The 23,850-nt window shown below is 61.5% G+C and carries 23 protein-coding genes; 11 read left to right on the top strand and 12 right to left on the bottom strand.

Annotation, left to right across the window (positions count from 1 at the left end):
- Positions 1-54: 54 nt before the first annotated feature.
- Positions 55-2,415 (top strand): carbohydrate-binding family V/XII, encoded by a 2,361-nt coding sequence (locus M0D68_RS29025; RefSeq protein WP_266226083.1) that lies wholly within the window; start codon positions 55-57, stop codon positions 2,413-2,415.
- Between the two features lie 21 nt (positions 2,416-2,436).
- Here M0D68_RS29025 and M0D68_RS29020 read toward each other — a convergent pair whose 3' ends face one another.
- The 6 genes from M0D68_RS29020 to M0D68_RS28995 all read right to left on the bottom strand — a co-directional run bounded on the left by M0D68_RS29020 (position 2,437) and on the right by M0D68_RS28995 (position 10,117).
- Positions 2,437-3,099, bottom strand: coding sequence for an acetyltransferase (locus tag M0D68_RS29020; protein WP_266226082.1), 663 nt, complete (start codon positions 3,097-3,099; stop codon positions 2,437-2,439).
- Between the two features lie 31 nt (positions 3,100-3,130).
- A complete protein-coding gene (gene vioA, locus M0D68_RS29015) occupies positions 3,131-4,279 on the bottom strand; it encodes a dTDP-4-amino-4,6-dideoxy-D-glucose aminotransferase VioA (RefSeq protein WP_266226081.1) in 1,149 nt (382 codons plus the stop codon).
- A 46-nt stretch (positions 4,280-4,325) separates the two neighbouring features.
- On the bottom strand, positions 4,326-6,680 hold the full coding sequence (locus tag M0D68_RS29010) for a tetratricopeptide repeat protein (protein WP_266226080.1): 2,355 nt from the start codon (positions 6,678-6,680) through the stop codon (positions 4,326-4,328).
- A gap of 299 nt (positions 6,681-6,979) precedes the next feature.
- The gene (locus tag M0D68_RS29005) at positions 6,980-7,294 is read right to left on the bottom strand and encodes a flagellar protein FliT (protein ID WP_266226079.1); all 315 of its coding nucleotides are present in this window, start codon (positions 7,292-7,294) and stop codon (positions 6,980-6,982) included.
- Between the two features lie 3 nt (positions 7,295-7,297).
- Positions 7,298-8,812 carry a flagellar filament capping protein FliD gene (gene fliD, locus M0D68_RS29000; RefSeq protein ID WP_200620175.1) on the bottom strand — a complete coding sequence of 505 codons (1,515 nt, stop codon included), beginning with the start codon at positions 8,810-8,812 and terminating at the stop codon, positions 7,298-7,300.
- Positions 8,813-8,968: 156 nt separating this feature from the next.
- Complete coding sequence (locus M0D68_RS28995; protein WP_200653787.1) at positions 8,969-10,117, bottom strand: flagellin; 1,149 nt, start codon at positions 10,115-10,117, stop codon at positions 8,969-8,971.
- Positions 10,118-10,384: 267 nt separating this feature from the next.
- On the opposite strand from M0D68_RS28995, the gene M0D68_RS28990 reads away from it, so the two are divergent.
- Both M0D68_RS28990 and rpsU read left to right on the top strand, forming a co-directional pair.
- On the top strand, positions 10,385-11,326 hold the full coding sequence (locus M0D68_RS28990; protein ID WP_266226078.1) for an aldo/keto reductase: 942 nt from the start codon (positions 10,385-10,387) through the stop codon (positions 11,324-11,326).
- A 358-nt stretch (positions 11,327-11,684) separates the two neighbouring features.
- Entirely contained in the window at positions 11,685-11,897 is a 213-nt protein-coding gene (gene rpsU, locus M0D68_RS28985) for a 30S ribosomal protein S21 (protein ID WP_006050883.1), read from the top strand.
- A gap of 131 nt (positions 11,898-12,028) precedes the next feature.
- Here the strand turns inward: rpsU and M0D68_RS28980 are convergent, their stop codons facing one another.
- Together M0D68_RS28980 and M0D68_RS28975 are read right to left on the bottom strand one after the other, a co-directional pair.
- Complete coding sequence (locus M0D68_RS28980; RefSeq protein ID WP_093640769.1) at positions 12,029-12,454, bottom strand: hypothetical protein; 426 nt, start codon at positions 12,452-12,454, stop codon at positions 12,029-12,031.
- Between the two features lie 327 nt (positions 12,455-12,781).
- The gene (locus tag M0D68_RS28975; RefSeq protein WP_200653785.1) at positions 12,782-13,378 is read right to left on the bottom strand and encodes a DNA-3-methyladenine glycosylase I; all 597 of its coding nucleotides are present in this window, start codon (positions 13,376-13,378) and stop codon (positions 12,782-12,784) included.
- Positions 13,379-13,518: 140 nt separating this feature from the next.
- On the opposite strand from M0D68_RS28975, the gene M0D68_RS28970 reads away from it, so the two are divergent.
- Both M0D68_RS28970 and M0D68_RS28965 read left to right on the top strand, forming a co-directional pair.
- Entirely contained in the window at positions 13,519-14,400 is an 882-nt protein-coding gene (locus M0D68_RS28970; protein ID WP_266226077.1) for a BadF/BadG/BcrA/BcrD ATPase family protein, read from the top strand.
- Between the two features lie 87 nt (positions 14,401-14,487).
- Positions 14,488-15,309 (top strand): Cof-type HAD-IIB family hydrolase, encoded by an 822-nt coding sequence (locus M0D68_RS28965; RefSeq protein WP_266226076.1) that lies wholly within the window; start codon positions 14,488-14,490, stop codon positions 15,307-15,309.
- A gap of 85 nt (positions 15,310-15,394) precedes the next feature.
- On the opposite strand, the gene M0D68_RS28960 is transcribed toward M0D68_RS28965, so the two are convergent.
- The 3 genes from M0D68_RS28960 to aqpZ all read right to left on the bottom strand — a co-directional run bounded on the left by M0D68_RS28960 (position 15,395) and on the right by aqpZ (position 17,573).
- On the bottom strand, positions 15,395-15,697 hold the full coding sequence (locus M0D68_RS28960; RefSeq protein ID WP_266226074.1) for a PXPV repeat protein: 303 nt from the start codon (positions 15,695-15,697) through the stop codon (positions 15,395-15,397).
- 285 nt (positions 15,698-15,982) lie between these two features.
- Entirely contained in the window at positions 15,983-16,669 is a 687-nt protein-coding gene (locus tag M0D68_RS28955; protein ID WP_266226073.1) for a histidine phosphatase family protein, read from the bottom strand.
- Between the two features lie 163 nt (positions 16,670-16,832).
- Complete coding sequence (gene aqpZ / locus M0D68_RS28950) at positions 16,833-17,573, bottom strand: aquaporin Z (RefSeq protein ID WP_093640785.1); 741 nt, start codon at positions 17,571-17,573, stop codon at positions 16,833-16,835.
- Between the two features lie 289 nt (positions 17,574-17,862).
- Here aqpZ and M0D68_RS28945 point away from each other — a divergent pair, with 289 nt between their 5' ends.
- The gene (locus tag M0D68_RS28945) at positions 17,863-18,165 is read left to right on the top strand and encodes an H-NS family nucleoid-associated regulatory protein (protein WP_093640787.1); all 303 of its coding nucleotides are present in this window, start codon (positions 17,863-17,865) and stop codon (positions 18,163-18,165) included.
- Positions 18,166-18,467: 302 nt separating this feature from the next.
- On the opposite strand, the gene M0D68_RS28940 is transcribed toward M0D68_RS28945, so the two are convergent.
- The gene (locus M0D68_RS28940) at positions 18,468-19,532 is read right to left on the bottom strand and encodes a glycosyltransferase family 4 protein (RefSeq protein WP_154559871.1); all 1,065 of its coding nucleotides are present in this window, start codon (positions 19,530-19,532) and stop codon (positions 18,468-18,470) included.
- Positions 19,533-20,236: 704 nt separating this feature from the next.
- Here M0D68_RS28940 and flhD point away from each other — a divergent pair.
- The 5 genes from flhD (at position 20,237) to M0D68_RS28915 (ending at position 23,760) form a co-directional block, all read left to right on the top strand.
- On the top strand, positions 20,237-20,557 hold the full coding sequence (gene flhD / locus M0D68_RS28935; protein ID WP_093640793.1) for a flagellar transcriptional regulator FlhD: 321 nt from the start codon (positions 20,237-20,239) through the stop codon (positions 20,555-20,557).
- A 51-nt stretch (positions 20,558-20,608) separates the two neighbouring features.
- Positions 20,609-21,169 carry a flagellar transcriptional regulator FlhC gene (gene flhC / locus M0D68_RS28930; RefSeq protein WP_200620183.1) on the top strand — a complete coding sequence of 187 codons (561 nt, stop codon included), beginning with the start codon at positions 20,609-20,611 and terminating at the stop codon, positions 21,167-21,169.
- A gap of 239 nt (positions 21,170-21,408) precedes the next feature.
- Positions 21,409-22,269: a flagellar motor stator protein MotA gene (gene motA / locus M0D68_RS28925; protein WP_006050895.1), complete on the top strand. Its 861-nt coding sequence runs from the start codon at positions 21,409-21,411 to the stop codon at positions 22,267-22,269.
- Between the two features lie 21 nt (positions 22,270-22,290).
- A complete protein-coding gene (gene motB / locus M0D68_RS28920; RefSeq protein WP_093640796.1) occupies positions 22,291-23,298 on the top strand; it encodes a flagellar motor protein MotB in 1,008 nt (335 codons plus the stop codon).
- Positions 23,299-23,382: 84 nt separating this feature from the next.
- A complete protein-coding gene (locus M0D68_RS28915; RefSeq protein WP_093640799.1) occupies positions 23,383-23,760 on the top strand; it encodes a response regulator in 378 nt (125 codons plus the stop codon).
- Positions 23,761-23,850 lie beyond the last annotated feature (90 nt).

The following is a 23,850-nucleotide window of genomic DNA, read 5'->3' as shown; positions in this document are numbered from 1 at the left end:
GCCGCGTCTGATGACCGGTCTATCCCGCCGTCAATGCTCATGGAGCGATGCACAATGAAAACTACGATGAAGCGGTCTTTGCAGTTGCTCGCGGGTGTCTGCACGTCGCTTGCGGTGACACTCGCCACACCCGGGCAGGCGCTCGCCGCCGCCGCGGTGCAGCCGCTGCCGACCGTCTGGCCGCGCGACTTCGATAGCGCACAGCAGCGCATCGAGTTGTATCAACCGCAGGTGGAAGTGTGGCAGGGCAACCGGATCGAAGGCCGCGCCGCTTTCGCGGTCGGCGCGAAGAGCGCCACGCCGAACTACGGCGTCGCGCATTTCACCGCGCGGGCTGAAGTCGACAAGACGAGTTCGACAGTGCAACTGCTCGATATCGTCTTCGACCAGGTCGACATGCCGGCTACGCCCTCCGCCGCCGCTGGGGTGAAAACTGCCTTGCAGGCCCGCATACCCAAAGACGGTCTCATCACCTCACTTGAACAACTGCAGGCCAGTTACGCCAGCACCCACGAAGGCAGCGAACCGGGCCTCGCGGTGCAGAACAACGTACCGAACATCATCTTTGCCGAACGTCCCACGCTGCTCGTGCTGGTCGATGGCGACGCGAACTGGCGTGCGCTCGGCGACGCGCACTATCAACGCCTGATCAATACGCGAGCGATGCTGCTCAAGGACGCGAGCGGCGCTTTACATCTGAATGCCGCGGGCTATTGGTACGAGGCGAATTCGCTCGGCGGTCCGTGGCATCTGAACGCGACACCGTCGAATGAGCTTGTCGCCGCGGCGAAAAGCGCGCAGACCAATCTGAAGTCCGATCCGATGCTTCCCGCCGATGGCAAAAAGCCAGCGCAGGCGCCGGACGTGGTGGTCGCCGCGCAGCCGGCCGAACTGGTGGTGACGAACGGCAAGCCGGCGCTGCAACCGGTGAAGGGCGTGAATCTGCTCTCCGTCACTAACGCCGACCACGCGCTCTTCGTCGAGCCGCGCGACAATCACTACTACCTGCTGCTGTCGGGCCGCTGGTTCACCGCAGCGGGCCTCTCCGGCCCTTGGACTTTCGTCGACGGCAAGAGCCTCCCCGCCGATTTCGCAAAGATCGCTGCCGACGACCCGCACGCGAATGCGCTTGTCTCCGTGCCCGGCACACCGCAGGCCAAAGAAGCGGCGATTGCAGTGACCATCCCGCAGACAGCAACCGTATCGCGCAAGACCACCACGTTGAAGGTGGTCTATGACGGCGCGCCGAAGTTTGTCGGGATCGCGGGCACGTCTTTGTCGTATGCAGTGAACACGGCGACGCCGGTGATCCAGACGGCGCCGTCGCAATTCTTCGCGGTCGCCAACGGGATCTGGTTCACCGCGAACGCGGCGAGTGGCCCGTGGCATGTTGCCGATACCGTACCGGCCGCGATCTATACGATTCCGGCCGCTTCGCCCGTGCATTACGTGACCTACGTTCACGTTTATTCGGCGACGCCGGATACCGTGGTGGTCGGTTATACACCGGGCTACATGGGCGTGGTTGTCAATGCGGACGGCACCGTTGTGTACGGCACGGGCTATGTGTACGCGCCGTATGTCGGCGACGTCTACTACGGCTACCCGGCCACCTATGGCTACGGCGCCGGCTTCGCGCTCGGCACGACAGTGGGCTTCGCCTTCGGCTTTGCGATCGGCGCCACGTGGGGCGCGCCGTCGCCGTACTGGGGGCCGTATTGGGGCGGCGGCCCATGGAGCTGGCAATACGCGAACGTCAACCAGGCCAATATCTACGGCCGCTGGGGGCAGGGCACCGTGACGCACGCGAGCGGCTGGAACGGTTGGACTGGCAATAGCTGGGCCGGAACGGCAGCATCCGGATTCAATCCTTATACCGGTGGCCACTTCCAGGCGAGCCGTGGCGCGGTCGAGAACGCGTACAACGGCAACTTCGCCGCCGGGCGGCAGGGCTCGTTCAGCAATCCGTCGACGGGACGCAGCGGGGCGGCGCGCGGTGGCGTGGTCGGCAATGAAGGCACCGGCGACTATGCGGCGGGTAGGCAGCGCGCCGGCTACAACGCGCAGACCGGACGCTACGGCGCGGCAGAAGCGGGCGTGACCGGCAACGCGTATTCAGGCGATCACGAGGCGGGCACGAAAGGCATCGTGGGCAATAAGGACACGGGCAAGGCTGTCGCGTGGAATAACGGCAATGTGTATGCGGGCAGCGACGGCAACGTCTACCGGCATGATCAGGGCGGTGGCTGGGAGCAGCACAGCGCGGATGGCTGGCAGCCGGTTCAGCCGAACGCCAGCCAGACGCAGCGGCTCGACTCGCTTAAGCAGGGGCACGATCTTGGGAATGCGCGAGCGAGTGGGCAGTTTCAGCCGCAGCGGCATTTTGGCGGCGGAGGCGGGCGGTTCAGGCGGTGAAGCGGGGGCGGCAGATTCCGACTAAAGATATTTGTCACCCTGCTGGCGATCCCGGATTTTCTTCGCGGGGTTTCCGTACGTCACTGAAAAAGCGTCGACTGCCTTCAGAACGATTGATCCGGCGCCCACCACGCTGTGCTCGCCAATCGTGATTCCATGGCGCAACACCGCGCCGATGCTCACGGCGGCGTGGCTACCGATGCGGCAATTGCCGCCGGTGGTCACGCCAGGCGCGAGGCTCGAAAAATCCTCCATCACGCAATCGTGGTCGAGCGATGCCTTCGTGTTCACAATGCAGAACCGACCCACGCGGCAGTCGGCATTGATAACAGCGCCCGCCATGACAACCGTGCCGGCGCCGATGCTTGTCCCTTTGCCGACGCTCGCTGCAGGGTGCACAGCACTCACGAAGGGTAATTGCGGGCAGACGTCGGCCACTTTGGCGACCACTTTGGCGCGAACGCTGTTATCGCCGATCGCTACGATGACGCCCTGCAGATCGTGTTCGGCGGTCAATCTCGCCAGATCGGACTCGCCGCCAAGGACCGGATAGCCGAGGGTCTCTTCGCCAGTCACCCGAAAAGCGTCGATGAGCCCGGCGATCCGGTAGCGCCCCTGCTTTTCAACGATGTCGATAACGACCTTGGCGTGGCCGGAAGACCCGACAAGCACGATGTTTTGCATTGCCCATATTCCGCTTTAAGACCGGCTCAAATCATTGAATGCCGGCGATGATGCTGACAATGCGTTCAACCTGTGCCGGATTCAGATCGGGATAGATCGGCAGGCACAAGATCCGTTTCGATGCCGCGCTGGCGGCACTCAGATTGTCCTTATGCGACGACGGCAGGCCTCGATACATCGGGAATTCGGAAATCAGCGGGTAGAAGTAGCGGCGCGCATAGATATCGTGTTGCTTAAAGTGGTCATACAGTGCATCGCGGCTGATTGGAAAATCGTCTTCGACCTGAACGGGAAAGTACGCGTAGTTCGCGACTTTTTCGCCCGCGTCCGACAGGCAGCGAATGCCGGGCACCTCTGCCAGCAACTCGCGATACTGCGCGTCGATCGCCTTGCGTTTTGCCAATGCGTTGTCGACGTGTTGCAGTTGCAGCAGTCCGAAGGCTGCATTGATTTCGCTCATCTTGCCGTTGATGCCGGCGGCCACAACGGTCACCTCATCCACGAAGCCGAAGTTCTTCAGATGGTCGATACGCTGCTTCGTCTTCGCATCCGGGCAGATGATCGCGCCGCCTTCGAATGTGTTGAAGACCTTGGTCGCGTGGAAACTGACGATCGACAGATCGCCGTGCTTGAGCACGCTGCCATCTTCGGTTTGCACACCGAACGCGTGCGCGGCGTCGTAGATGACCTTGAGGTTGTAGTTGTCGGCGATCTTCTGGATGGCCTTCACATCACACGGATGGCCGTAGCAGTGCACCGGCATGATGGCCGTGGTTTGCGGTGTGATCGCCGCTTCGATCTTCTCCGGGTCCAGATTGAGCGTGTCCGGATGGACGTCCACGAAAACCGGCTTGATGCCGTTCCACAGGAGCGAATGCGCGGTCGCTGCGAAAGAATAGGGCGTCGTAATGACTTCGCCATTGATGCGCAGCGCCTGCAGCGCCGTCACGAGCGCCAACGTGCCGTTTGCGAACAACGCGAGATGCTCGACACCCAGATACTCGCAGAGCGCCTTTTCGAGTTGCTGATGGAACGGTCCTCCATTGGTGAGGATCTTGCTGTTCCAGATCTTTTCGAGGTACGGCATGAACTCGGCCAGCGGCGGCAGATGCGGCTGGGTCACATAGATGCGTTCGTCGTCCAGCGACGCGATCGCACGAAGAGGAGCGCTTGAGCCCATGGTTTCCTCGCTACTGTTTTTTGGTCCGGGTCACGTTTGACGGACGTTATGCGGTATGAACCGGATCGCCGCTTGCTGCTCGCGGATCGTGTGCGCTGAAGGCCGCCGGCGCCAGGTCGGCGCACCAGCGCTGCCACATCGTGCGAAATGCGCGTGAAAGGCTTTGTGCGACAACTTCCGGCTGGAACGGCGCCGACTGCATGCAACGCTCGCGCAACGCCGTGCGAATGCTGGCGAGCGCGGGAATGTCGGAAGCAAGCTTGACGCCCTTCGCCACGAAATCATCCGCATCTTCGGCCGCAAACGCGTCGAGACCCGCATGGGCGAGCCATGCCGTCGCTGCCCGGCTTGCCATTGTCCTGCCGGCTATCGTCAGCGTAGGCGTGCCCATCCACAACGAGTTCAGAACGGTCGTCGAACCGGTATAGGGGAAGGTGTCGAGGCAGATGTCCACCTGAAAGTGTTGTTGCAGGTAGACCTCTACGCGGGAACGCGGACGGAAAGTCAGGCGGTTTCGTGAAATGCCTTCGTTGACGAACCAGTTGATGAGGTTTTCGTCGCCTTCGTCGCCGTTCATCGAACCGAGCACCATCCGGGCAGTGGGCAGCTCGCGAAGCAATCTCGCCCACACAGCGATCACGTCGGGGCGCAACTTGTTCAACCGGTTGAAACTGCCGAACGTGACATAGCCGTTATGCATGGCCGGCAGGATGTTGACCGGCGGGGCATTCCGGTCCGGCTGGAACGGTCCGATGGCTGCCAGATGCACGAGTTTCTCGGAGAACTGCTGCTCCATGTCGCCGAACGGCGTAAAGAAGCGGTCGCTGAGGTAGTAGTCCATCGCGTCGAGACCGGTCGTCGCCGGGTAACCGATCCAGCTGACCTGAATCGGCGCGGGCTTGCGCGCGAACGCCTGCAGTCGGTTACGGCCGGTATGTCCGCTCAGGTCGATCAGGATATCGATTTTGTCGGCGCGAACCTTAGCGATGAATTGCTCGTCCGACATGCCAGTAACCATGTTCCATTGGTCAGCCTGGGTGCGTAACCACTGCGTATAGTCATCCTCTTGCACATGGTTGTAGTAGACATGGAGCTGCAGGCTCTCGTCTTTTGCGAGCGGCTCCATGATCGGCATCAGGTAGGAGGCGACTGCGTGCCGGAACAAGTCGCCGGAAACGATGCCGATTTTCAACTGGCGATCGGGCGCGCGGCTATTCGTGTGACGCGGCTTCGGCAAGCGTAGCGATGCTTCGTGAATCCGGGCAAATTCGCGATGTTCGGCGTAGATTTGCTCAGGGGCGATGTGAGGGTTGTGCGCGATGGTAAAGAGCAGATTGCTGCGCGTCGGTGCATTTTTGGGATCGAGTTCGAGCGCGCGGCGAAAGCATAGCTCGGCCTCGTCTGTGGCGCCGGCGTTAAGCAGCACGACGCCCAGCGTGCTATGTGACTCCGAGTAGTCGGGCGTGAGTTCGGTTGCACGACGGCACTCGGCGATCCCTTCACGGGTGCGGCCGAGGCCGGCGAGCACCATGCCGAGGATACGATGACCTTCTGAATGGTCCGGATGCAGTTCGAGCAGTTTTCTGCACTCGGCTTCTGCCTCGGCGTAGTGACCGAGCAAGCGCAGCAAGTCGGCCAGCGCCTTCCGAACGTCGGAATCGTCGCTACCAAACTTTATGGCGTTTCTCAGGGGCTCGGCGGAATCGCTGTATTGGCCAGCCTTATGCAGAGCGATACCGAGGCAACGCCATGCGAGGCCGCTCGACGGAAATCGTTCAGTCAGGCTTTGTGCAAGCTTGATGGCATCCGGAACGTGGCCCCTGGCGTAGAGGGTGTTGAAGCGGCTTATTTCTTGTGGAGAGGGGCGGCGCGTATCGAGTGCTGCCGTTGGGGGCTCCGAGGCATCCCGGTTTGTCGAAATGGCCACCGTCACAGTGGGTTCCGGCGATGCAACGACAGGTACGACGGCGGCGGTCGCTAAGCCAGTACCGCCGCGCGCCATCCGCGTAATCAGCCCGTCGACTGCCGGCCCCTTCAATCCCCTTTGCTGCCCCATCTCCAGTGCCAGCCAGGCCGCCTGGGTCTGGTCTGCGTCGATCAATGCGTTGATGTAGGCAACCCAGAATTGGCCGTTATCCGGCGCGCCGCCGAGCGCGGCTTCCAGGTGTGGCAGTGCCTCGACAGGACGACTGCGCTGCACGTACAGCACGCCGAGGTTGTACTGCACGTCGGTGTTGCTGGGCATTGCTTCTAGGATCGCCCTATACAGCGCCTCGGCGTCGTCGAACTCCCCCTTGTGGTGATGCGCCAGCGCTGTCTGCAAAACGAGAGCGATGTCATGCTCGAACTGCTGTTCGGGCGTCAAGTGTTCAGCGGTCGGCTGCTCGTACAGGAGAGTCATGGTGTCAGCGCAGAATGGTCTATGACGGAAATTGTGCGACCGGGAGGGTGTTTCCGATGCGCGGAGATGACGGTAAAAAAGCCGCCTGTTTAGCGCATGGGGCGCGGCGGCGGAAGGCCGGACGCCAAGAAAAAAGCCCGCACGAGGCGGGCTGAGGGAACGAGCGCGCCCTTGCTTCAGCGCGTAGTTCTTATTGTCTGGTACTGCAGTTCAATGCTGCGGAGCCTTTTCAGCGGGTCGATCCCGCGGTTCGGCCGATTCGGTTCGGGCGAGGAGCGGCCGCTGAACCTTTAGCCCGCTTACAGGCGAGCCATCCGCTGATATTCGCCTGCGGCCTTGGTGCGCCCGATCGCGGCTTCGAACTCGGTGTGCAGTTCGTTCTGGGTGGTTTCCGCATCGGCGAGCAACGCTGCGTCGATGTCCTGAATCCGGCGGATCATTTCCAACGCGGCCGGTTCCTGATTGGCCGACAGCGACATCAGCAGCGGCGAACGCAGTTCGGTCAGGCGGCCCGCTTCCGGCCAATCGGCCAGCGAGGCCGCCTGTTCGATTTCCCGTGTGATCGACAGCAGGCGTTCGACCAACTCCGTCTGATTCATTTCGATCGGGGCCATGGCTTAGCTCTTGTTGGTCGCCAGCGCGCCGGCGCTGTTGGTGCCGCCGAACAGGGCGGTCAGGTACTGCGAGTTGTTGTTCATTGTCGCCATCAGCGTGTTCAGCGCGGTGAACTGGGCCTGATACTGGCTCGTCAGCTGCGCCGTGTAGTCGGCGAGCGCCGTTTGCTGTGTGGTGATGCTCTTCAGGTCGGCGTTCAGCGCGCTGTTGCGCGTATCGATGATGCCGCCGGTCTGCGTGAAGGTGGTAATGCTGCTGTTCAGCTGCTCGGCGATGCCGTTGGTCGAGTTGAAGAGCGAGGCGACCGTTGCCGGGTTGGCCGTCAGGGCGGTGCTGAGCGCGGTGTTGTCGACCACCATCGTGCCGTCTGCCGGGTCGTCCTTCAACGTGATGCCGATCGACGCCAGCGTGGTGCCGGTGCTGCCCGAGCCAACCGAGCCGCCCACGATCGAAGCCAGCGCGTTCTTGATCGTCTGCAGCGTCGAGTCGCCCAGCAGCGGGCCTTGCGACGAGGACGACGAGTTGAACGACGTGAGCGTCGACATCGTCGTGACGACGGTGTTGTAGAGGCTGACGAAGTTGTTAATCGCGGTGCTCTGCGACGTGGTATCCGTCGCAATGGTCAGCGTCTGCGTGGTGCCCGCGGATGCCGCTGTCAGGTTCATCGTGACGCCGGAAATGGCGCTCGTCACAGAATTGGTTGAGCTGCTGGCGGCGATTCCGCCGACCGTGAATTCCGCGTCCTGGGCAAACCCGCTTTGCGTCCAGGCACTGCTCGAATTCGCCGACGTGATCGACGATTGGCCGCCCGTCGTGCTGGCAGTCGAGGTCACGCCGAGGCTCGACAGGCCGGTGTCGGACGTGACATTGCTGGTCGAGACGTTGATGACGTTGGCGGCACCCGTGTTCGCCGCGCGCAGCACGAGGTGGGCGCCGTCCGTACCGGTCACGATGGTCGCTGTGACGCCAGGGTTGCTGCTGCTGGAGTTGATTGCGGACGCGATGCCGGAGAGCGTGTTGTTGGTGCTGTCGACGTTGATGTCCATCGACTTGCCGCCGAGCGAAACCGTCAGCGTGCCGGCGCCCAGTTGTGTCGTGGCGCCGAAGGCTGCCGAGGACAATGCCTGCGAGCTGGCGATCTGCGTTACCGCGACCGAGTAGCTGCCGGCCACGGCGCCCGCACCGGCTGTCGCCGTCAGACCGGTGCCGCTGGCGGTTGCCGAGAAAGTCGACAGCGTGGTGCCGTTGGCGAGGTTCGTGATACCCGACTGCAACGCGCTCAGCGCGGAGCTCAGGGCACCGTATGCGGACAACGTGGTGCTATCCGTGGTTTGTTGCGCCGCCAGAGCCGCCGTTTGTCCGGCAGTCTTCGCGTTCACGAGTGCCGTAACGAGCGTCGACACGTCCATCGACGAGTTGCCGGTCGAGCCACTGATGATCGATTGAGCGGCCGACTGCAGCGCTGAGTTGGCGGCGGCGGTCGACGCAGCAGTAGACGTGGTTGAGATCGAGGACATGCAGAGGCTCCGGGCGTCTGGAAATCTGTATTGGGTGGTGCGCGATGCTACATCACTTCTCAAGCGGAATGCACAGCGGGAGGCATGCCTCCCGTTGCTTGAAACCCGGTGATGCGCCGCACTTGCGGGCGGCGCATCACCTTACTGCGTCAGCTCTTACTGCAGGAGCTTCAGAACTTGCTGCGGGTTCGAGTTAGCTTGCGCCAACACCGAGATACCAGCTTGTTGCAGCACTTGCGCCTTGCTCAGGTTCGCCGTTTCTTGTGCGAAGTTGGCGTCCGTGATTTGCGATTGTGCCGACGACAGGTCGGTCGACTCAGCTTGCTGCGACGTCGAGATTGCGGTGAAGCGGTTTTGTGCGGCACCCAGCGATGCTTGCAGGTTGTTGACGGTCTGCAGTGCGTTGTCGATGGAGACCATCGCTTCGTTCGCGCCGGTGACCGTGCTGATGTCGAGGTTCGAAACCGTCGGCGGGCTGTTGATCGCGTTGATCTGTGCGACTGCCGATGCCTGAGCAGCGGAACCCGCACCTGCCGTCGTCGTTGCAGCAGCCTGGAGTGCCAGAGCCGTACCTTGCGTGCCCGTACCTGCCGTTGCGCCTGCGCCGAAAACTGCTTGTGCGACGGTCGCGGCAATCGCCTGGTTATTCTGGTCGGTGAAGGTGTAGCCGCCCTGGCCGTCCGACAGCACGTTGATTGCCGTGATTGCCGGGCTGGCAGCCGTCGTGTAAGCACCCGCCGAGTCCACGCTGAGCGAGACCGTGCCGACCGTTTGACCCGTTTGCACCAGGCCGCCACCGATCTTCGCTGCCGACATCGATTGGCTCAGGTTCAGGCTGATGGTCTGGCCAACGTTCGCGCCGACCTGGAACGTCAGGCTGCCTGCCGAGCCGTCCAGAATGTTGGTGCCGTTGTACGTCGTTTGCGACGCGATACGGTTCACTTCAGAGATCTGTGCTGCCACTTCCTTCTGCAGAGCTGCCTGGTCGCTCGACGACAGCGAACCGGTCGATGCTTGCACGGCCAGTTGGCGGATACGTTGCAGGCTCGACGTCAGCGAGGACAGTGCGCTCGATGCGGTTTGAACCATCGACACGCCGTCATTCGCATTCGACACGCCCTGGTTCAGGCCGTTGATCTGCGTTTGCATACGCGTCGAGATCGCCAGACCTGCTGCGTCGTCAGCCGCGCTGTTGATGCGCTTGCCCGACGACAGACGGGTGATGGCTTGCGAAAGGGCGCTTTGCGAGCCATTAAGGTTTTGCTGTGCAACCAGCGAGTTGATGTTGCTATTGATTCCGAGCATGAAAATCTCCTAAATAAGCCTTGAGCCCAATACGCCACGTTGGCATCGGCGGAAGCACTCGTTCATTGCTGGCCGCCTCAGTGAAGGTTGACGGCGCGTCTAAAAAAAACTTGAGGAACTTTGTGCAATAGCGACCCAATTGTTTTTCGAGCCGGTTGGGCCGCTACCCGTCTGCAAGCCGCTTGCAGCCTTGTTCGGGAGATCCACTGCAGGTATTGAAAAGACGGCGTATTCTCCTTTCCTCTTGTGACAAACCCTGGAAAAATCATGCAAAAACGCCGGATTGGACGTTCCGAATTAGAGGTCGCGCCGCTTATGTTCGGTGGCAATGTATTTGGCTGGACAGCCGATGAATCGACCTCCTTTTCGATCCTGGATGCATTTGTCGATGCGGGGCTCAACTTTATCGATACCGCCGATGTCTATTCCGCGTGGGCGCCGGGAAACCAGGGTGGCGAATCGGAAACCATCATCGGCAAGTGGTTCAGGCGGAGCGGCAAGCGCGACAGGATCGTGCTCGCCACCAAGGTTTCGAAGCACCCGCAGCGCAAGGGTTTGTCGGCGGCGAACATTCAGGCGGCAGTCGAGGATTCGCTGCGCCGCTTGCAGACGGATTACATCGATGTCTATTTTTCTCACGACGACGACACCGAAACGCCTTTGGCCGAAACCCTCGGCGCGTATCAGAAGCTGATCGAGGCGGGCAAGGTGCGGGTGATCGGCGCGTCGAACTACAGCGGCGCGCGCGTCGAGGAAGCACTCGCCGTGTCCCGCCAACATGGGCTGCCCGAGTACCAGTTGCTGCAGCCGGAGTACAACCTGTACGACCGCGCGGAGTATGAGCGCGACATCGAGCCGGTGGCGCTCGCCAATCAGCTCAGCGTGGTGGTGTACTGGAGCCTTGCAAGCGGCTTTCTGTCCGGCAAGTACCGTTCGCAGGCCGATCTGGCCAACAAGGCGCGCGGCAGCCGGGTCGAGAAGTATCTGAACGAGCGTGGTTTGCGGATTCTGGACGCGCTCGACCGGGTCGCCGGGCGGCACGGCAGCACGCCAGCCACGGTCGCGCTGGCATGGCTGATCGCCCGCCCGAGTGTAACGGCCCCAATTGCCAGCGCGACCTCGGTCGACCAGCTCAAAAGTCTGGCCGCCGCCGTCCATCTGATGCTGACCGGCGCCGATATCCGCGAGCTGGACGAGGCAAGCGCTTGACCCGCGCGGAGGCCTGGCGCGATCGCTAAACCCCTGGTAGGATGGAGAGTTTCCTGATATCATCGGGAGTGAATTGAGATCTTTGCCTGTTTCGTCAATGTTTTTCATTGATGAAAGGTTGGCGAAACGGCAGCAGACGCGGCATATGCGTTACGTCTGTCCGCGTTCCGCGGTGAACTCCCCACCTCTCTTTTCCGGCCTCCGTGGCCGTTATGCCTCTCGTTTCATTCGTGGTTTGGCCGGGATTTATCCCGCGTTTGCCTGTTACTGGCCATGAATCGGAACGACCGGAGGGCCGGCGCGTGAGCGGTATCCGCCACGCAATTTACCCCTATCAAGTGATTGAGTTAGGAATTACATGACGACGATTCTTCTGAAAGAAAACGAGCCGTTCGAAGTGGCGATTCGCCGCTTTCGTCGCGCAATCGAAAAGAATGGCCTGATCGCTGAACTGCGTGAGCGTCAATCGTACGAAAAGCCGACTACGGCACGTAAGCGCAAGAAGGCTGCTGCTGTGAAGCGCCTGCACAAGCGCCTGCGCAGCCAGATGCTGCCGAAAAAGCTGCACTAAGCACGCTTTTTCGCGCTGCATTTCGCGCACTGTACGCCGAACGGCGGTGTGAGCTTCGAAAGAAGCCACATCGCCGTTTTGCTTTTGGGGAGTCGATTTACGTTGGGCTTTTGCCGCCGTATCGAGGCTCGTTACGCGGCGCTCTTCAGGCGTTCGGCGGACAGGCCGAATTGCCGGGCAATTGAGCTCAGACGCTCATGCCATTCCCACGTGCCGAACACGTCGTGCACGTTCTGCAGGCAACTCAGCAGAGCGATTGTGGCCGGGTCGTAGACATTGAGGCGGGCGCGCAGGAGCGCCTTTTTGAGCGCAGAGATGCCGGCATCCATATACGCAGGCACCTCGGTGGCCGCGCGGCCGATGTAGCGCACTGGAACGCCTTCCATCGCAGTCATGTAGTCGCGCGGCTTGATGAAGCTGCCGACCGGGCAACCGCCGCAGTAGCCGCGGTATGCGCCGCCGCCACGCGGTAGCAAGGCGGCGCGTTTCTGGCCGAGCAGATGGTCCACGGCCTGGTCGAAAATCTCCTGATGGGTCAGGAAATTAAGGGTTTTCATGGTTGGTCTCCCATGCGTTACGCAGCGGTTATTCGTTGTTCGAGCGCATGAACGGCAGTATCGGATACGCGCCAATTAATGAAGCCCGGACTAGCAATGCGAAAAGCCTTCAATTCCCGGGTTTGGCTCGTTTGCCTTTTCTGCCGCTTATGCCGGTCTGGCGACACCGTCCGCCACCGTGGCGGCCAGCGCTCACCATCTCTATAACGACTGCCCGCGTGAAAAGCGTAGACAGGGCTTTACCGGATGGCCGGCGTTCGCCTGGAACGCGAGCGGCGCCTCAGACGCTTTACGCCAGGCGCTACCAACCGCTGCCGCTGCGCTGCTTCAGCCGGCCTTGCGATTGCGTCCCTTCTTGCCAAGCGCCGCGCATCGCGCGCGGCACATGCAGCTCGCCTCGTGGTCATTCACCATGCCGACTGCCTGCATGAATGCATAGCAGATCGTCGAGCCGACGAACTTGCAGCCATAGCGCTTCAGCCCCTTGCTGAGCGCGTCCGAAATTTCGGTCGATGCGGGCGCCTGTTTATACGATGCCCAATCGTTCTGGATCGGCGTCTGATCGACGAACGACCATACGAAGTTGGCGAGCGAGCCGTGCTCGGCCTGAATCTGCTGCACTGCGCGCGCGTTGGTAATGGCCGATTCGATCTTGCCGCGATGGCGTACGATACTTTCGTCCAGCACCAGCGCGTCCACATGTTTGGGCGTAAAGCGCGCGACCTTATCAATGTCGAAGTCGGCGAAGGCGCGGCGATAGCCGGTCCGTTTGTTGAGAATCGTCGACCATGACAACCCTGCCTGGGCACCTTCCAGTACAAGCAGTTCGAACAAATGCTGATCGTCCCGCGAGGGCACGCCCCACTCGGTGTCGTGGTAGTGTGCGAGCGCTTCGCTCGATACCCAGTTGCATCGCTGTGTCACTTTTGCGCTCCCGCGTTGTCATGTCGTCCGTCAGCATAGCGGAAGTCCAGCGCGTCGCAAGCTGGCCATTCGGCCGATTGCGGGATTGAAACTGACCTGCCACGCTATGCGTTATTCACCACCTGAACTCACTCGATTCGATGAATAAAGACCTCTTTCTGATCGGCATTGACGGCGGCGGCACGGGTACGCGAGTCGTACTCGGCGATGCGCAGGGCCGCGAACTGGCGCAGGCGGCGAGCGGCCCCTCGGGGCTGGGTCTCGGCGTGGAACGCGCGTGGCAGGCCATTGAGGCCGGCTGCGCCGCCGCATTCGCACGGGCCGACATGTCATTGGACTGGGCGCGCTGCGTACTCGGTTGCGGGTTGGCAGGGGTCAATAATCGCGACTGGCTGGCTGCGTTTCGCGCGCAGGCGCCGACGGTAGCCGGGCTTGCGGTGGAAAGCGATGTGTACACCACCTTGCTTGGTGCGCACGGCGGCGCGCAGGGCGTGGTCGTCGCGCTTGGCACCGGCAGTCAGGCGGCTGTGCTTGACGGCAACGGCGAGTGCCGAACTGCCGGCGGCTTCGGTTACCCGTCGGGTGACGAGGCGAGCGGCGCGTGGCTTGGGCTGCGAGCCATCGTGTACGCCCAGCAGGCGGCCGACGGCCGTGTACCCAACGACGATCTGGCGCAGGCGCTGCTCGCCCACACCGGCGCACATGACAGCGACAGCCTCGTGGTCTGGCTGTGCGAAGCCAATCAAACCGCTTACGCAAGGCTCGCGCCGATCGTCTTTGCACATCGCACGCATCCGTTTGCCGCGCGTTTGCTCGGCGAAGCCGGCCTGGAAGTGGGCAAGATGATTGCCGCGCTCGACCCTTCGGAGATCCTGCCGGTCGCGCTGTGCGGCGGTCTCGGCGCACCCTTGCGCGAGTACGTGCCGCAGATCTATCAAGCCCGTTTGCGCGAGCCGTTGGCGGACTCGGCACACGGCGGTTTGCAGTTGGCGCAGCGCGAAGCGGCTCGCATCGGCGGTTGAGAATCGCCGGGCGCGCCGGGAGCGATCTCTCGGATCCGGCGCACAACGGTAAAATGCGATCTTTGACGCTGCCCGGCTGCCCACACTATGTACAAAGTCATTGCCACGGATCTCGACGGTACGCTGCTCAACGCCGATCACCAGGTGGACCCGTTCACGATCGCCACCGTGCGTAAGCTGGAAAGCGACGGGCTGCATTTCGTGATCGCCACGGGGCGCCACTATAGCGACGTTGCGGGCATTCGCGACCTGCTGGGCATCGAGCCGTACCTGATCACGTCGAACGGTGCGCGCATTCACGCGCCGGACAACACCGTGATCCACGCCGACGACCTGCCACCGGCCATCGTGCAGCGGTTGGTGCTGCCGGAAATCGTCGGCGAGCACGGACGTGTGATCGTCAACCTGTTCGCCGACCAGGCGTGGTTGATCGACCGCGATGCGCCGGACTTGCTGAAATTCCATCAGGATTCCGGCTTCACCTACGAGGTCACCGACCTGCTGAAACACGACGGCGTCGACATTGCCAAGGTCCTCTACATCGGTGACCCTGCTGACCTCGCGCAAATCTCGGCCAACCTGGCGCGCGAATTTGGCGACGCGCTGTACGTTACCTATTCGCTGCCGGATTGCCTTGAGGTGATGACGTCGAACGTATCGAAGGGCCGTGCTTTGCAGATCGTGCTCGAGCGCCTCGGCGTCGATGCCTCGCACTGCGTGGCGTTTGGCGACAACATGAACGATATCGACCTGCTGGAGACAGCCGGCCATCCGTTCATGATGAACAACGCCAATCCCGATCTCATCAGGCGCCTGCCGGACGTACCGCGCATCGGCAACAACTTCGAAGCGGGCGTGGCGCACCATCTGCGTAAACTGTTCTCGCTCGACGACGAACTGATGTCCTGAAAACGGACCGGCCCGCATCCTCTTTCGTGGATGCGGGCCGGTTGTTCGCCTCCCCAGGCGAAGGCCTTACGAGCCAGCGCTACGATTAGCCGTGCCATCCGCCACGGCGATCGCCGTGGTCATAGTGACCCCAGTGGCGGTCGTTGTGATTCCAGCCGCGGTTATCCCGGTGGTCGTCGCGATAGTAGCCGCCGCGGTCGTAGCGGTGGTCCCAGCCGCCGTTGCCGTAGTACACCGGCTGCGGCGCTGCGTAGACGGGTGCAGGCTGGGCATAAACCGGTGCGCCGAGCGACAGGCCGATATTCAGATCCGTATGGGCTTGCGCGACACCGCATGCGCCCGCCGCGAGTCCAGCAGCAACCAGCAAGTGAGTGACGATGCGTTTCATGTTGTTCTCCTGTGAGGCGACGTATGTTTGTCGCACAGGACCAATCTACGCATTCCGGTCGCTGATTAGTGAGACGAGATGTTACGGACTGCAAGCATCGTCGCAGGGTTTGAAAGGCAATAGAAGGAACATTCGAACGCAACACGCGGTATGCGTTTTCCGGTCGAAGCCCCGTCAAATAAGGCCCCCCGGCTTCCTGAGGCGAGCCGGCATCCAGTTCCCATCGCCTATTGCAGCATTCGGACGGCTGCGCCCGTAATCACGGCTTACATCTGTATTACCCAATTAATCAGCCGAGCCAGAGGAAGCACCCGCCGCAGCCGCTCCCGGCAGCGCCGCGCATGGGCAATCCGCAGCGCGGCCGTTCAGTCCTTGCCGGTCAAGCTTGAACGTGGCGCGGGCCGTGCCGTTTTGCCAGTTGAGGCGAACGATATAAATACTGTCGAAGTCGTCGCTTTGCCAGTTGGGGACATCGGCGGCATTGCCGCCATGCGTGCTCATCATCTGGCGCAGCAACTTCACGATTAACTTGTGCTCCCATGCAACGACAATCAGCTTGTTGCGATTGGCCGGATTGACGAGCGCTGTGCCGAGTTGATCGATCTGGGCGAAGCCGTATGGCGTTTGCACCGGCATCTGGAACTGGATGGCGGTTGGCTCGATGGTCGCAAGCGGCCGGACATAGTAATAGGGATGACCGCTGTCGTCCTTTTGCTGGCCGGGATCGGGTGCGTAGATCGCATCCGGTTTGCCGAACTTGGCGGCGATCACCGCCGGCAGGGCCAGCGCGCGGTTGAGCCCCTGGCAATTGAGCTGGCCGTAACCCTTGGCGGGTTTCTCACCGTGGCGCACGAATACGAGCGTTTCGGTATTGCTGTCCGCCGCATGGGCCGCGGGTAACGCCAGCACGCCTGCACACAAACCGCCGATGGAGAGTGCGACGCCATGCAGGAATCCGCGGAAACGGGTCATCAGTAGCACCTGTGCGAGCTTGGGAAGTCGCACGATTCTAGCAGCGGGTTATCGGTAGGCCGTGGGCCTGCCCGCATTGTGCGCAAAAACGAAACGGGCGCCGTAGCGCCCGCTTTGATTGCCCAGGGTATGCGCACCCTGGCACACCCAGCGCACTCGCCGATCAGTCGAGCGCCAGTTCCTGCGAATTGCCGCGGCGGCTTTCGGCGACGAGCGGGTACAGCACACCTGCGATCACCGCGCCGATGATCGGTGCGACCCAGAACATCCACAGCTGATCCACCGCTGCGCCGCCGACGAACAGCGCCGGACCGGTGGAGCGCGCCGGGTTGACCGACGTGTTGGTAACCGGAATAGAGATCAGGTGAATCAACGTCAGGCACAGGCCGATGGCGATCGGCGCGAAACCGGCCGGCGCGCGTTTGTCGGTCGCGCCGAGGATGACGAACAGGAAGAAGCCGGTCATCACCACTTCGCAAATGAATGCCGCTACGAGCGAGTAATGGCCCGGCGAGCGCTCACCGTAGCCGTTGCTGGCGAACCCGCTGGCAACGAGGTCGAAGCCCGGCTTGCCCGAGGCGATCAACGACAGCACCAGCGCACCCAGCACCGCGCCGATCACTTGCGCGACGATGTACGGCACCAGGTCGCGGGCCGGGAAGCGGCCGGCGACGGTCAGGCCGACGCTCACCGCCGGATTCAGGTGGCAGCCGGAGATATGGCCGATCGCATACGCCATTGTCAGGACCGTGAGGCCGAAGGCGAGCGAGACGCCCACGAAACCGATGCCCAGGCCGTGGACCGGGCCGGCGAAGTTGGCGGCGAGGACGGCGCTGCCGCAGCCCCCGAGCACGAGCCAGAAGGTGCCGAACAGCTCGGCAGCAAGGCGCTTTGACAACTGCATGATTGGTAATCCTAAAATGTTTGACGCTTGGAGTGGCATGAACGCTAAGCGCTAGTGCATGCCATTGAGCGCGCAATTCTAGGGAAAGACAGCCGGATTAGGTGTCAAGAATTGTCAAAGTGGAGTCGCCTTTACCTATTATTACCCGATAAAGATCTCGTTTTACAATTCATCGACGCTTAATAATTATCAGATGATTTCTTCCTAAATCGGTATTATTGTCCATTGCGAATTTTTATAATTGCAGCTAGTCTGCGAGCGAATGAGTTCTAAAAAGGGGAGAACCGATATGTCTCAATATGCAGACCTCAAGGCACAGATTGCCAAATTGCAGGCACAGGCAGACGAAGCCCGTCGTACTGAAGTCGACAATGTTGTCGCCGACATCCGCCAAAAGATCGCTGAATACGGTCTGACCGCGCAAGACCTCGGCTTTGCGGTGGCCGCCAAGCGTGGACGCCCGCCGAAGAAGGCGCCGCTGCCGGCCAAGTACCAGGATCCGAAATCGGGCAATACCTGGAGCGGACGCGGCAAACCGCCAAAGTGGATTGTCGGTAAGAATCGCGAACGCTTTCTGATTGGCGCGGCCTGAATGCTCTGTAGTCCGGGCGAAAGCCAACTGAAGGTTGAACGGCGCCGGGTTGTTTATTCGCGTCGCGCTAATCCGGGATGGAAGCGCATCCATGGCTGAATTAAAAAAGCCGCCCTTGAGAGGCGGCTTTTCCGTAGTAGAAGCGGGTTAACTCTAGCTAAGCGCTCGCGCAAACGATTCACCAGGCAAATTTACTCATGATTGGCGTGCGAATCGGAAAACGGCGAGAAAACGGCGTAAGCGGCAGAAGCACGACTTAAGCGGCTGAGCGGATAAAAACCTCAGCCACTTAAGCCCATCGCTCAACCCACCGCAACCCGGCGCAACATCGGGCGGCGCGTCGCTTCGATCAGTGCCGAATAGCCGTCAACGTAATTCTGGGCCATTGTTTTCGAACTGAAGCGGCGCTCGAACTGCGCGCGAATCTCGGTGCGCGACAGTTCGTCCAGACGCTGCAGCGCGGCTACCGCGCCTTGAACGTCCTCGACAATGTAGCCGGTCACGCCGTGGTCGATCACTTCCGGTACCGAACCGCGGTTGAAGGCGATCACCGGCGTGCCGCACGCCATCGATTCGATCATCACGAGACCAAACGGCTCCGACCAGTCGATCGGGAACAGCAGCGCCTTGGCGCCCGACAGGAACTCGGGCTTTTGCGCCTCGTTGATCTCTCCGACGAACTCCACGTGCGCCATGGAGAGCAGCGGTTCGATTTCCTTCTTGAAGTATTCCTGGTCGACCTTGTCCACCTTGGCGGCGATCTTCAGCGGCAAACCGCTTTGTGCAGCGATCTTGATAGCTGTATCGACGCGCTTCTCCGGACAGATTCGGCCGAGGAACGCCAGGTATTCCGGCTTCTTGTGCGCCTGCGGAGTGAGCAGTTGCTCCGGCAGACCGTGGTAAATCGTATTCAGCCAGTTGGCCTGGGGCAGCGGCACGCGCTGCGAATCCGAGATCGACACCACCGGCACATTCGAGAACGCGTCGAACACCGGTTGCAGCTCCGGCAAGTCCAGACGGCCGTGAAGCGTCGTCACGAACGGCGTGTCCATGGTCGTGAAGAGCGGGAACGGCATGTAGTCGAGGTGAAAGTGCAGCACGTCGAACTCGTGCGCGACCTTGCGCACCTTTTCCATCATCAGGACGTGCGGAGCCAGCGCATCGCGAATCGTCGGGTCGAGGCGCAGCGCCCGCGGCCAGCACGCATCGAGGTTCGCCGAGGTGACCGAGTCGCCGCTTGCAAACAGCGTGACGTCGTGGCCGAGATCGACCAGCGCTTCGGTCAGGTACGAGACGACACGTTCGGTGCCGCCGTAGAGTTTCGGCGGGACAGCTTCATACAGCGGCGCAATTTGTGCGATTCGCATGCGTTTCTCCTGTTCAAAACGGCTTCGCACAACGGCGCTCGGGTCGAGCGAGGAGCGAATGCCTGACGGACGGTTGGGCGCGGTAAGCCGCCGCCCGGGGGTGTTCCGAACCTGCATCGGGTAATCCCTTAGCTTCATTATCGGGATCGGCCGCGCTAATTCGAGTTATTTTTCAAACGCTTAATGTTGTTACAGCGCGAAACATGATGCGTTACAGGTCGGCAGGAGGGTGTCCCGATAGTCGGCAAGCACGACAGGATGGGCATCCGAACGCTAAAGGAACACCAGCAAGGGGCGGTCCCGGGGGGCTGAAACGCGCCCTAAACCACGCGCGTTGCACAGAAGTGAAAACGTCTTATAATTCTTCCTCACCACTACAAGGTGCGGATTGTGAGTCACTCAAGACTCACCGTTTGGTTCACATTTCTGCTGAAGAAATAGCCAAAACGCATCGCCGGCCTCAAGCTGAGCGCCACTTCGGCTGCTTCAGCCTTCTTTACGACCCCTCCGTGTAGGAATAATTCCTACACGAATGACGGATTAATCCGTCAAACAGGCAGGGTGTCTGTCCGATTTTCGTCCGCTCCCCCTTTCGACACAATGCTCCCAAGACCAGAAACGAGCCGATTCGTGCGGTTTAAGTGCGCGCGTTCGAGCAAACGTTTCCGTAACGGCCTGACCAGCCAGATACACCCGGGGGAATCATGAGCGCGACAAGCGAAATGCTCAATGAGATCAGAGAAGTCAATCTTTCTTATCTCCTGCTCGCCCAGCGTCTGCTGCGCGAAGACAAGCCTATGGGCATGTTTCGCATGGGGATTTCGGACCAGCTGGCCGACGTCCTCGCCAACCTGTCTTTGGCGCAGACCGTGAAGCTGGCGGCGTCCAATCAGGTGTTGTGCCGTTTCCGTTTCGATGACCATGCCGTACTGTCCGCCCTTGCGGACAAAGGCAAATCGAGCGCCGTGGCCCAGGCGCATTCCGCGATCCTGATGGCAAGCCAGCCAGTCGAGCAACTCAGCTGATGGCAGCTTTTGGTTCAAGTAAAGCGATCAGGATTGGGGAATTGCAAGCGGATGGCCTATAAGAGCGTTGTGCAGGAAGTCAGGGAAATTACCCTCGCCATCGAGCTGATCGAGCTCGGTGCGCGTTTGCAATTGCTGGAAGCGGAAACCAGCCTGTCGCGCGACCGGCTGATCAAGCTGTACAAGGAGCTGAAAGGGGTGTCGCCGCCCAAGGGCATGTTGCCGTTTTCGACCGACTGGTTCATGACCTGGCAGCCGAACTTTCACTCATCGCTGTTCTACAACATCTACTGTTTCATGGCCGGCCACGGCGGCTGTCCGACGATCCAGTCGATTGTGAAGAGCTACCGGCTCTATCTGGAACACGTCCAGCTGCACGACGACGAGCCCGTGCTCAGTCTCACGCGCGCCTGGACGCTGGTGCGCTTCTTCGACTCCGGAATGCTGCAAATGACCGCCTGCTGCCGGTGCGGCGGACATTTTGTCGCGCATGCCCACGATCCGCAGCACGCCTTTGTTTGCGGGTTGTGCCAGCCGCCGTCGCGCGCGGGTAAGACAAAGAAATTTGCCGACGCCCGGGCCCGCGAAAGCCTCGCCGCGCTCGAAGTTTGAGCCGTAGGGCGGTGCCGGCCTTTAGCCCGCAATCCGGCGCACAGGTCGTTTCACACGCCCACATCCCCATTCGGCGGGCTTTCCAGCCCGATCGGTCAACACGGGACCCGGCCGGGCCGGTTTAACCCGCCTCTGGTTTACACCGGAGCGACGAGCCGCTTTTCCGTCAAAGTTTTCTGCTCCGTTGCCGTAAACCAGATTAACGACGGTCACCGTCGCTTCTTTGTGAGGGCTCGGCAGTGCTGATTTTCGTGGGAACACTCGTGACGCTATTGTCCGTTTTCGGCGGTTACGCGCTGGAAGGCGGCCATCTCGGCGCGCTGTTGCAGCCTGTCGAAGTGCTGATGATCGTCGGCGCCGGCGTCGGCGCATTCATTCTCGGCAACGGGATGAAGACGATCAAGGCGACACTGCGCGTCATCCCGACCCTGTTCAAGGGCGCGAAGTACAACAAGGACGTCTACATGGAGCTGATGGCGCTCCTCTACGTCCTGCTGGCCAAGGCGCGCAAGGAAGGCACGCTGACGCTGGAAGCCGATATCGACGATCCGTCGAAGAGTCCGATCTTCACCCAGTACCCGAAGATTCTCGCCGACCATCACATCATCGAATTCCTGACCGACTACCTGCGTCTGATGGTCGGCGGCAACATGAACGCGTTCGAGATCGAAAGCCTGATGGACGAGGAGATCGAGACGCATCACCAGGAAGGCGAGGCGCCCGCGCACGCCCTGAACAAGGTCGGCGACGCGATGCCGGCGTTCGGGATCGTGGCCGCGGTGATGGGCGTGGTGCACACCATGGCTTCCGCCGACAAGCCGCCCGCAGTGCTCGGCGAGATGATCGCCCAGGCGCTGGTCGGCACCTTCCTCGGGATTCTGCTTTCGTACGGGCTGATCGGACCGCTCGCGAGCGTCGCCGAACAGCGCGTGACCGAGTCGACCAAGATGTTCCAGTGCATCAAGGTGACGATCCTCGCCAGTTTGAATGGTTATGCGCCGGCGATTGCCGTCGAATTCGGCCGCAAGGTGCTCTTCTCGACTGAACGCCCGTCGTTCGCCGAGCTGGAAGAGCACGTGCGCCGCGTCAAAGCCAAGTAATGGGCGCCGGGAACTGATTCGATGAGCAAGGATAAAGACCGCGCCATTGTCGTCAAGCGCTCCGCGCCGGCCAAGAAAGGCCACCACGGCGGCGCATGGAAGCTCGCGTATGCGGACTTCATGACCGCGATGATGGCGTTCTTCCTGCTGATGTGGCTGCTGAGCTCGGCTTCCACCGTGCAGTTGAAGGGCATCGCCGATTACTTCAACCAGCCGTTGAAGATCACGCTGTGGGGCGGCGATCGCAGCGCCGAGGACTCGAGCATTCTGAAGGGCGGCGGCCGCGATATTTCGACCGACGCGCAGGGCGTGACGCGCTCGACTGACGGCACGAACAATCGCGCCGAGCGCACGGTCTCGCATAGCAACGACGACTCGATCAAGCAGTCGCAGGGCGAGCTGGAGCGCCGCGAACAGGTCCGTCTGCACGATCTGCAGGTCAAGCTGATGGCCGCGATCGAAGCGAACCCGGTGCTGCGCCAGTTCAAGCAGCAGATCCGCATCGACTCGACGCTGACCGGCCTGCGCATCGAAATCGTCGACTCGCAGAAGCGGCCGATGTTCGCGACCGCGAAAGACGTGGTTGAGCCGTACATGCGCGACATCCTGCGCGAAATCGGCCACACGCTGAACGACGTGCCGAACCGCATCATCGTGCAAGGACACACCGACGCCGCGCAATACGCGGGCGGCGAGAAGGGCTACAGCAACTGGGAACTGTCCGCGGACCGCGCCAATGCGTCGCGCCGCGAGCTGATCGCCGGGGGCATGGACGAAGCGAAGGTGATGCGCGTACTCGGCCTCGCGTCGACGCAGAACCTGAACAAGGCGGACCCGATGGACCCGGAAAACCGCCGCATCAGCATCATCGTGCTGAACAAGAAGTCGGAGGAGGCGCTTGACCATGACGACTCCACCACGACCACCTTGTCGGACGACGCGGCCGGCTCCAAGCCGCTGCTGCAAAGACTTGCGCAACCGGTGACGGTTGCACCGAAGGTGCCGGCGGCAGCGCCGGCAGCCCAGTAACAGACAGCGACCGGCGGGCCGGTCCATGCGCCCAGGTGGCGCGGACGGCCAGCCGGTCCATAGCGTAAGTGCAGCGAGGTTTTCATGATCAGGCACATCCTGGCAATCGACGATTCGGCATCGATGCGGCAAATCCTCGCCGCAACGCTGACGACGGCAGGCTATGAAGTGACGCTCGCGGCGGACGGCATTGAAGGGCTCGAAAACGCGCTCGCCATGTCGTTCGACCTCGTGCTGACCGACCAGCACATGCCGGGCAAAACCGGCCTCGATCTGATCACGGAACTGCGCGGCAATCCGGCTTACCAGGCGACGCCCATCCTCGTCCTTACGACGGAATCGGGCGAGCCGTTCAAGGAGGCGGCGCGGGCCGCGGGGGCGACCGGCTGGATTGAAAAGCCGCTCGACCCCGACATGTTGACCGAACTGGTCGCGGCACTAGCCGAATCGGACAACGCATGAGCGCCCTATAAGCGCCACCTTTACACAAGTTACAGAAGCTCTCGACGCGGCGGCACGACAGCCCAAGCGTAGACAGGAACTCTCGCGGTG

The organism is Paraburkholderia sp. SEWSISQ10-3 4 (genome assembly GCF_030464785.1).
In the GTDB taxonomy this organism is placed as follows: domain Bacteria; phylum Pseudomonadota; class Gammaproteobacteria; order Burkholderiales; family Burkholderiaceae; genus Paraburkholderia; species Paraburkholderia aspalathi.
This window is presented reverse-complemented; position numbering and strand designations above follow the sequence as displayed.

Bases quoted from the DNA above. Each gene is read 5' to 3' on its own strand.
- M0D68_RS29025 (WP_266226083.1), top strand. From the start codon at position 55: ATGAAAACTACGATGAAGCGGTCTTTGCAGTTGCTCGCGGGTGTCTGC.
- M0D68_RS29020 (WP_266226082.1), bottom strand. From the start codon at position 3,099: ATGCAAAACATCGTGCTTGTCGGGTCTTCCGGCCACGCCAAGGTCGTT.
- vioA (WP_266226081.1), bottom strand. From the start codon at position 4,279: ATGGGCTCAAGCGCTCCTCTTCGTGCGATCGCGTCGCTGGACGACGAA.
- M0D68_RS29010 (WP_266226080.1), bottom strand. From the start codon at position 6,680: ATGACTCTCCTGTACGAGCAGCCGACCGCTGAACACTTGACGCCCGAA.
- M0D68_RS29005 (WP_266226079.1), bottom strand. From the start codon at position 7,294: ATGGCCCCGATCGAAATGAATCAGACGGAGTTGGTCGAACGCCTGCTG.
- fliD (WP_200620175.1), bottom strand. From the start codon at position 8,812: ATGTCCTCGATCTCAACCACGTCTACTGCTGCGTCGACCGCCGCCGCC.
- M0D68_RS28995 (WP_200653787.1), bottom strand. From the start codon at position 10,117: ATGCTCGGAATCAATAGCAACATCAACTCGCTGGTTGCACAGCAAAAC.
- M0D68_RS28990 (WP_266226078.1), top strand. From the start codon at position 10,385: ATGCAAAAACGCCGGATTGGACGTTCCGAATTAGAGGTCGCGCCGCTT.
- rpsU (WP_006050883.1), top strand. From the start codon at position 11,685: ATGACGACGATTCTTCTGAAAGAAAACGAGCCGTTCGAAGTGGCGATT.
- M0D68_RS28980 (WP_093640769.1), bottom strand. From the start codon at position 12,454: ATGAAAACCCTTAATTTCCTGACCCATCAGGAGATTTTCGACCAGGCC.
- M0D68_RS28970 (WP_266226077.1), top strand. From the start codon at position 13,519: ATGAATAAAGACCTCTTTCTGATCGGCATTGACGGCGGCGGCACGGGT.
- M0D68_RS28965 (WP_266226076.1), top strand. From the start codon at position 14,488: ATGTACAAAGTCATTGCCACGGATCTCGACGGTACGCTGCTCAACGCC.
- M0D68_RS28960 (WP_266226074.1), bottom strand. From the start codon at position 15,697: ATGAAACGCATCGTCACTCACTTGCTGGTTGCTGCTGGACTCGCGGCG.
- M0D68_RS28955 (WP_266226073.1), bottom strand. From the start codon at position 16,669: ATGACCCGTTTCCGCGGATTCCTGCATGGCGTCGCACTCTCCATCGGC.
- aqpZ (WP_093640785.1), bottom strand. From the start codon at position 17,573: ATGCAGTTGTCAAAGCGCCTTGCTGCCGAGCTGTTCGGCACCTTCTGG.
- M0D68_RS28945 (WP_093640787.1), top strand. From the start codon at position 17,863: ATGTCTCAATATGCAGACCTCAAGGCACAGATTGCCAAATTGCAGGCA.
- M0D68_RS28940 (WP_154559871.1), bottom strand. From the start codon at position 19,532: ATGCGAATCGCACAAATTGCGCCGCTGTATGAAGCTGTCCCGCCGAAA.
- flhD (WP_093640793.1), top strand. From the start codon at position 20,237: ATGAGCGCGACAAGCGAAATGCTCAATGAGATCAGAGAAGTCAATCTT.
- flhC (WP_200620183.1), top strand. From the start codon at position 20,609: ATGGCCTATAAGAGCGTTGTGCAGGAAGTCAGGGAAATTACCCTCGCC.
- motB (WP_093640796.1), top strand. From the start codon at position 22,291: ATGAGCAAGGATAAAGACCGCGCCATTGTCGTCAAGCGCTCCGCGCCG.
- M0D68_RS28915 (WP_093640799.1), top strand. From the start codon at position 23,383: ATGATCAGGCACATCCTGGCAATCGACGATTCGGCATCGATGCGGCAA.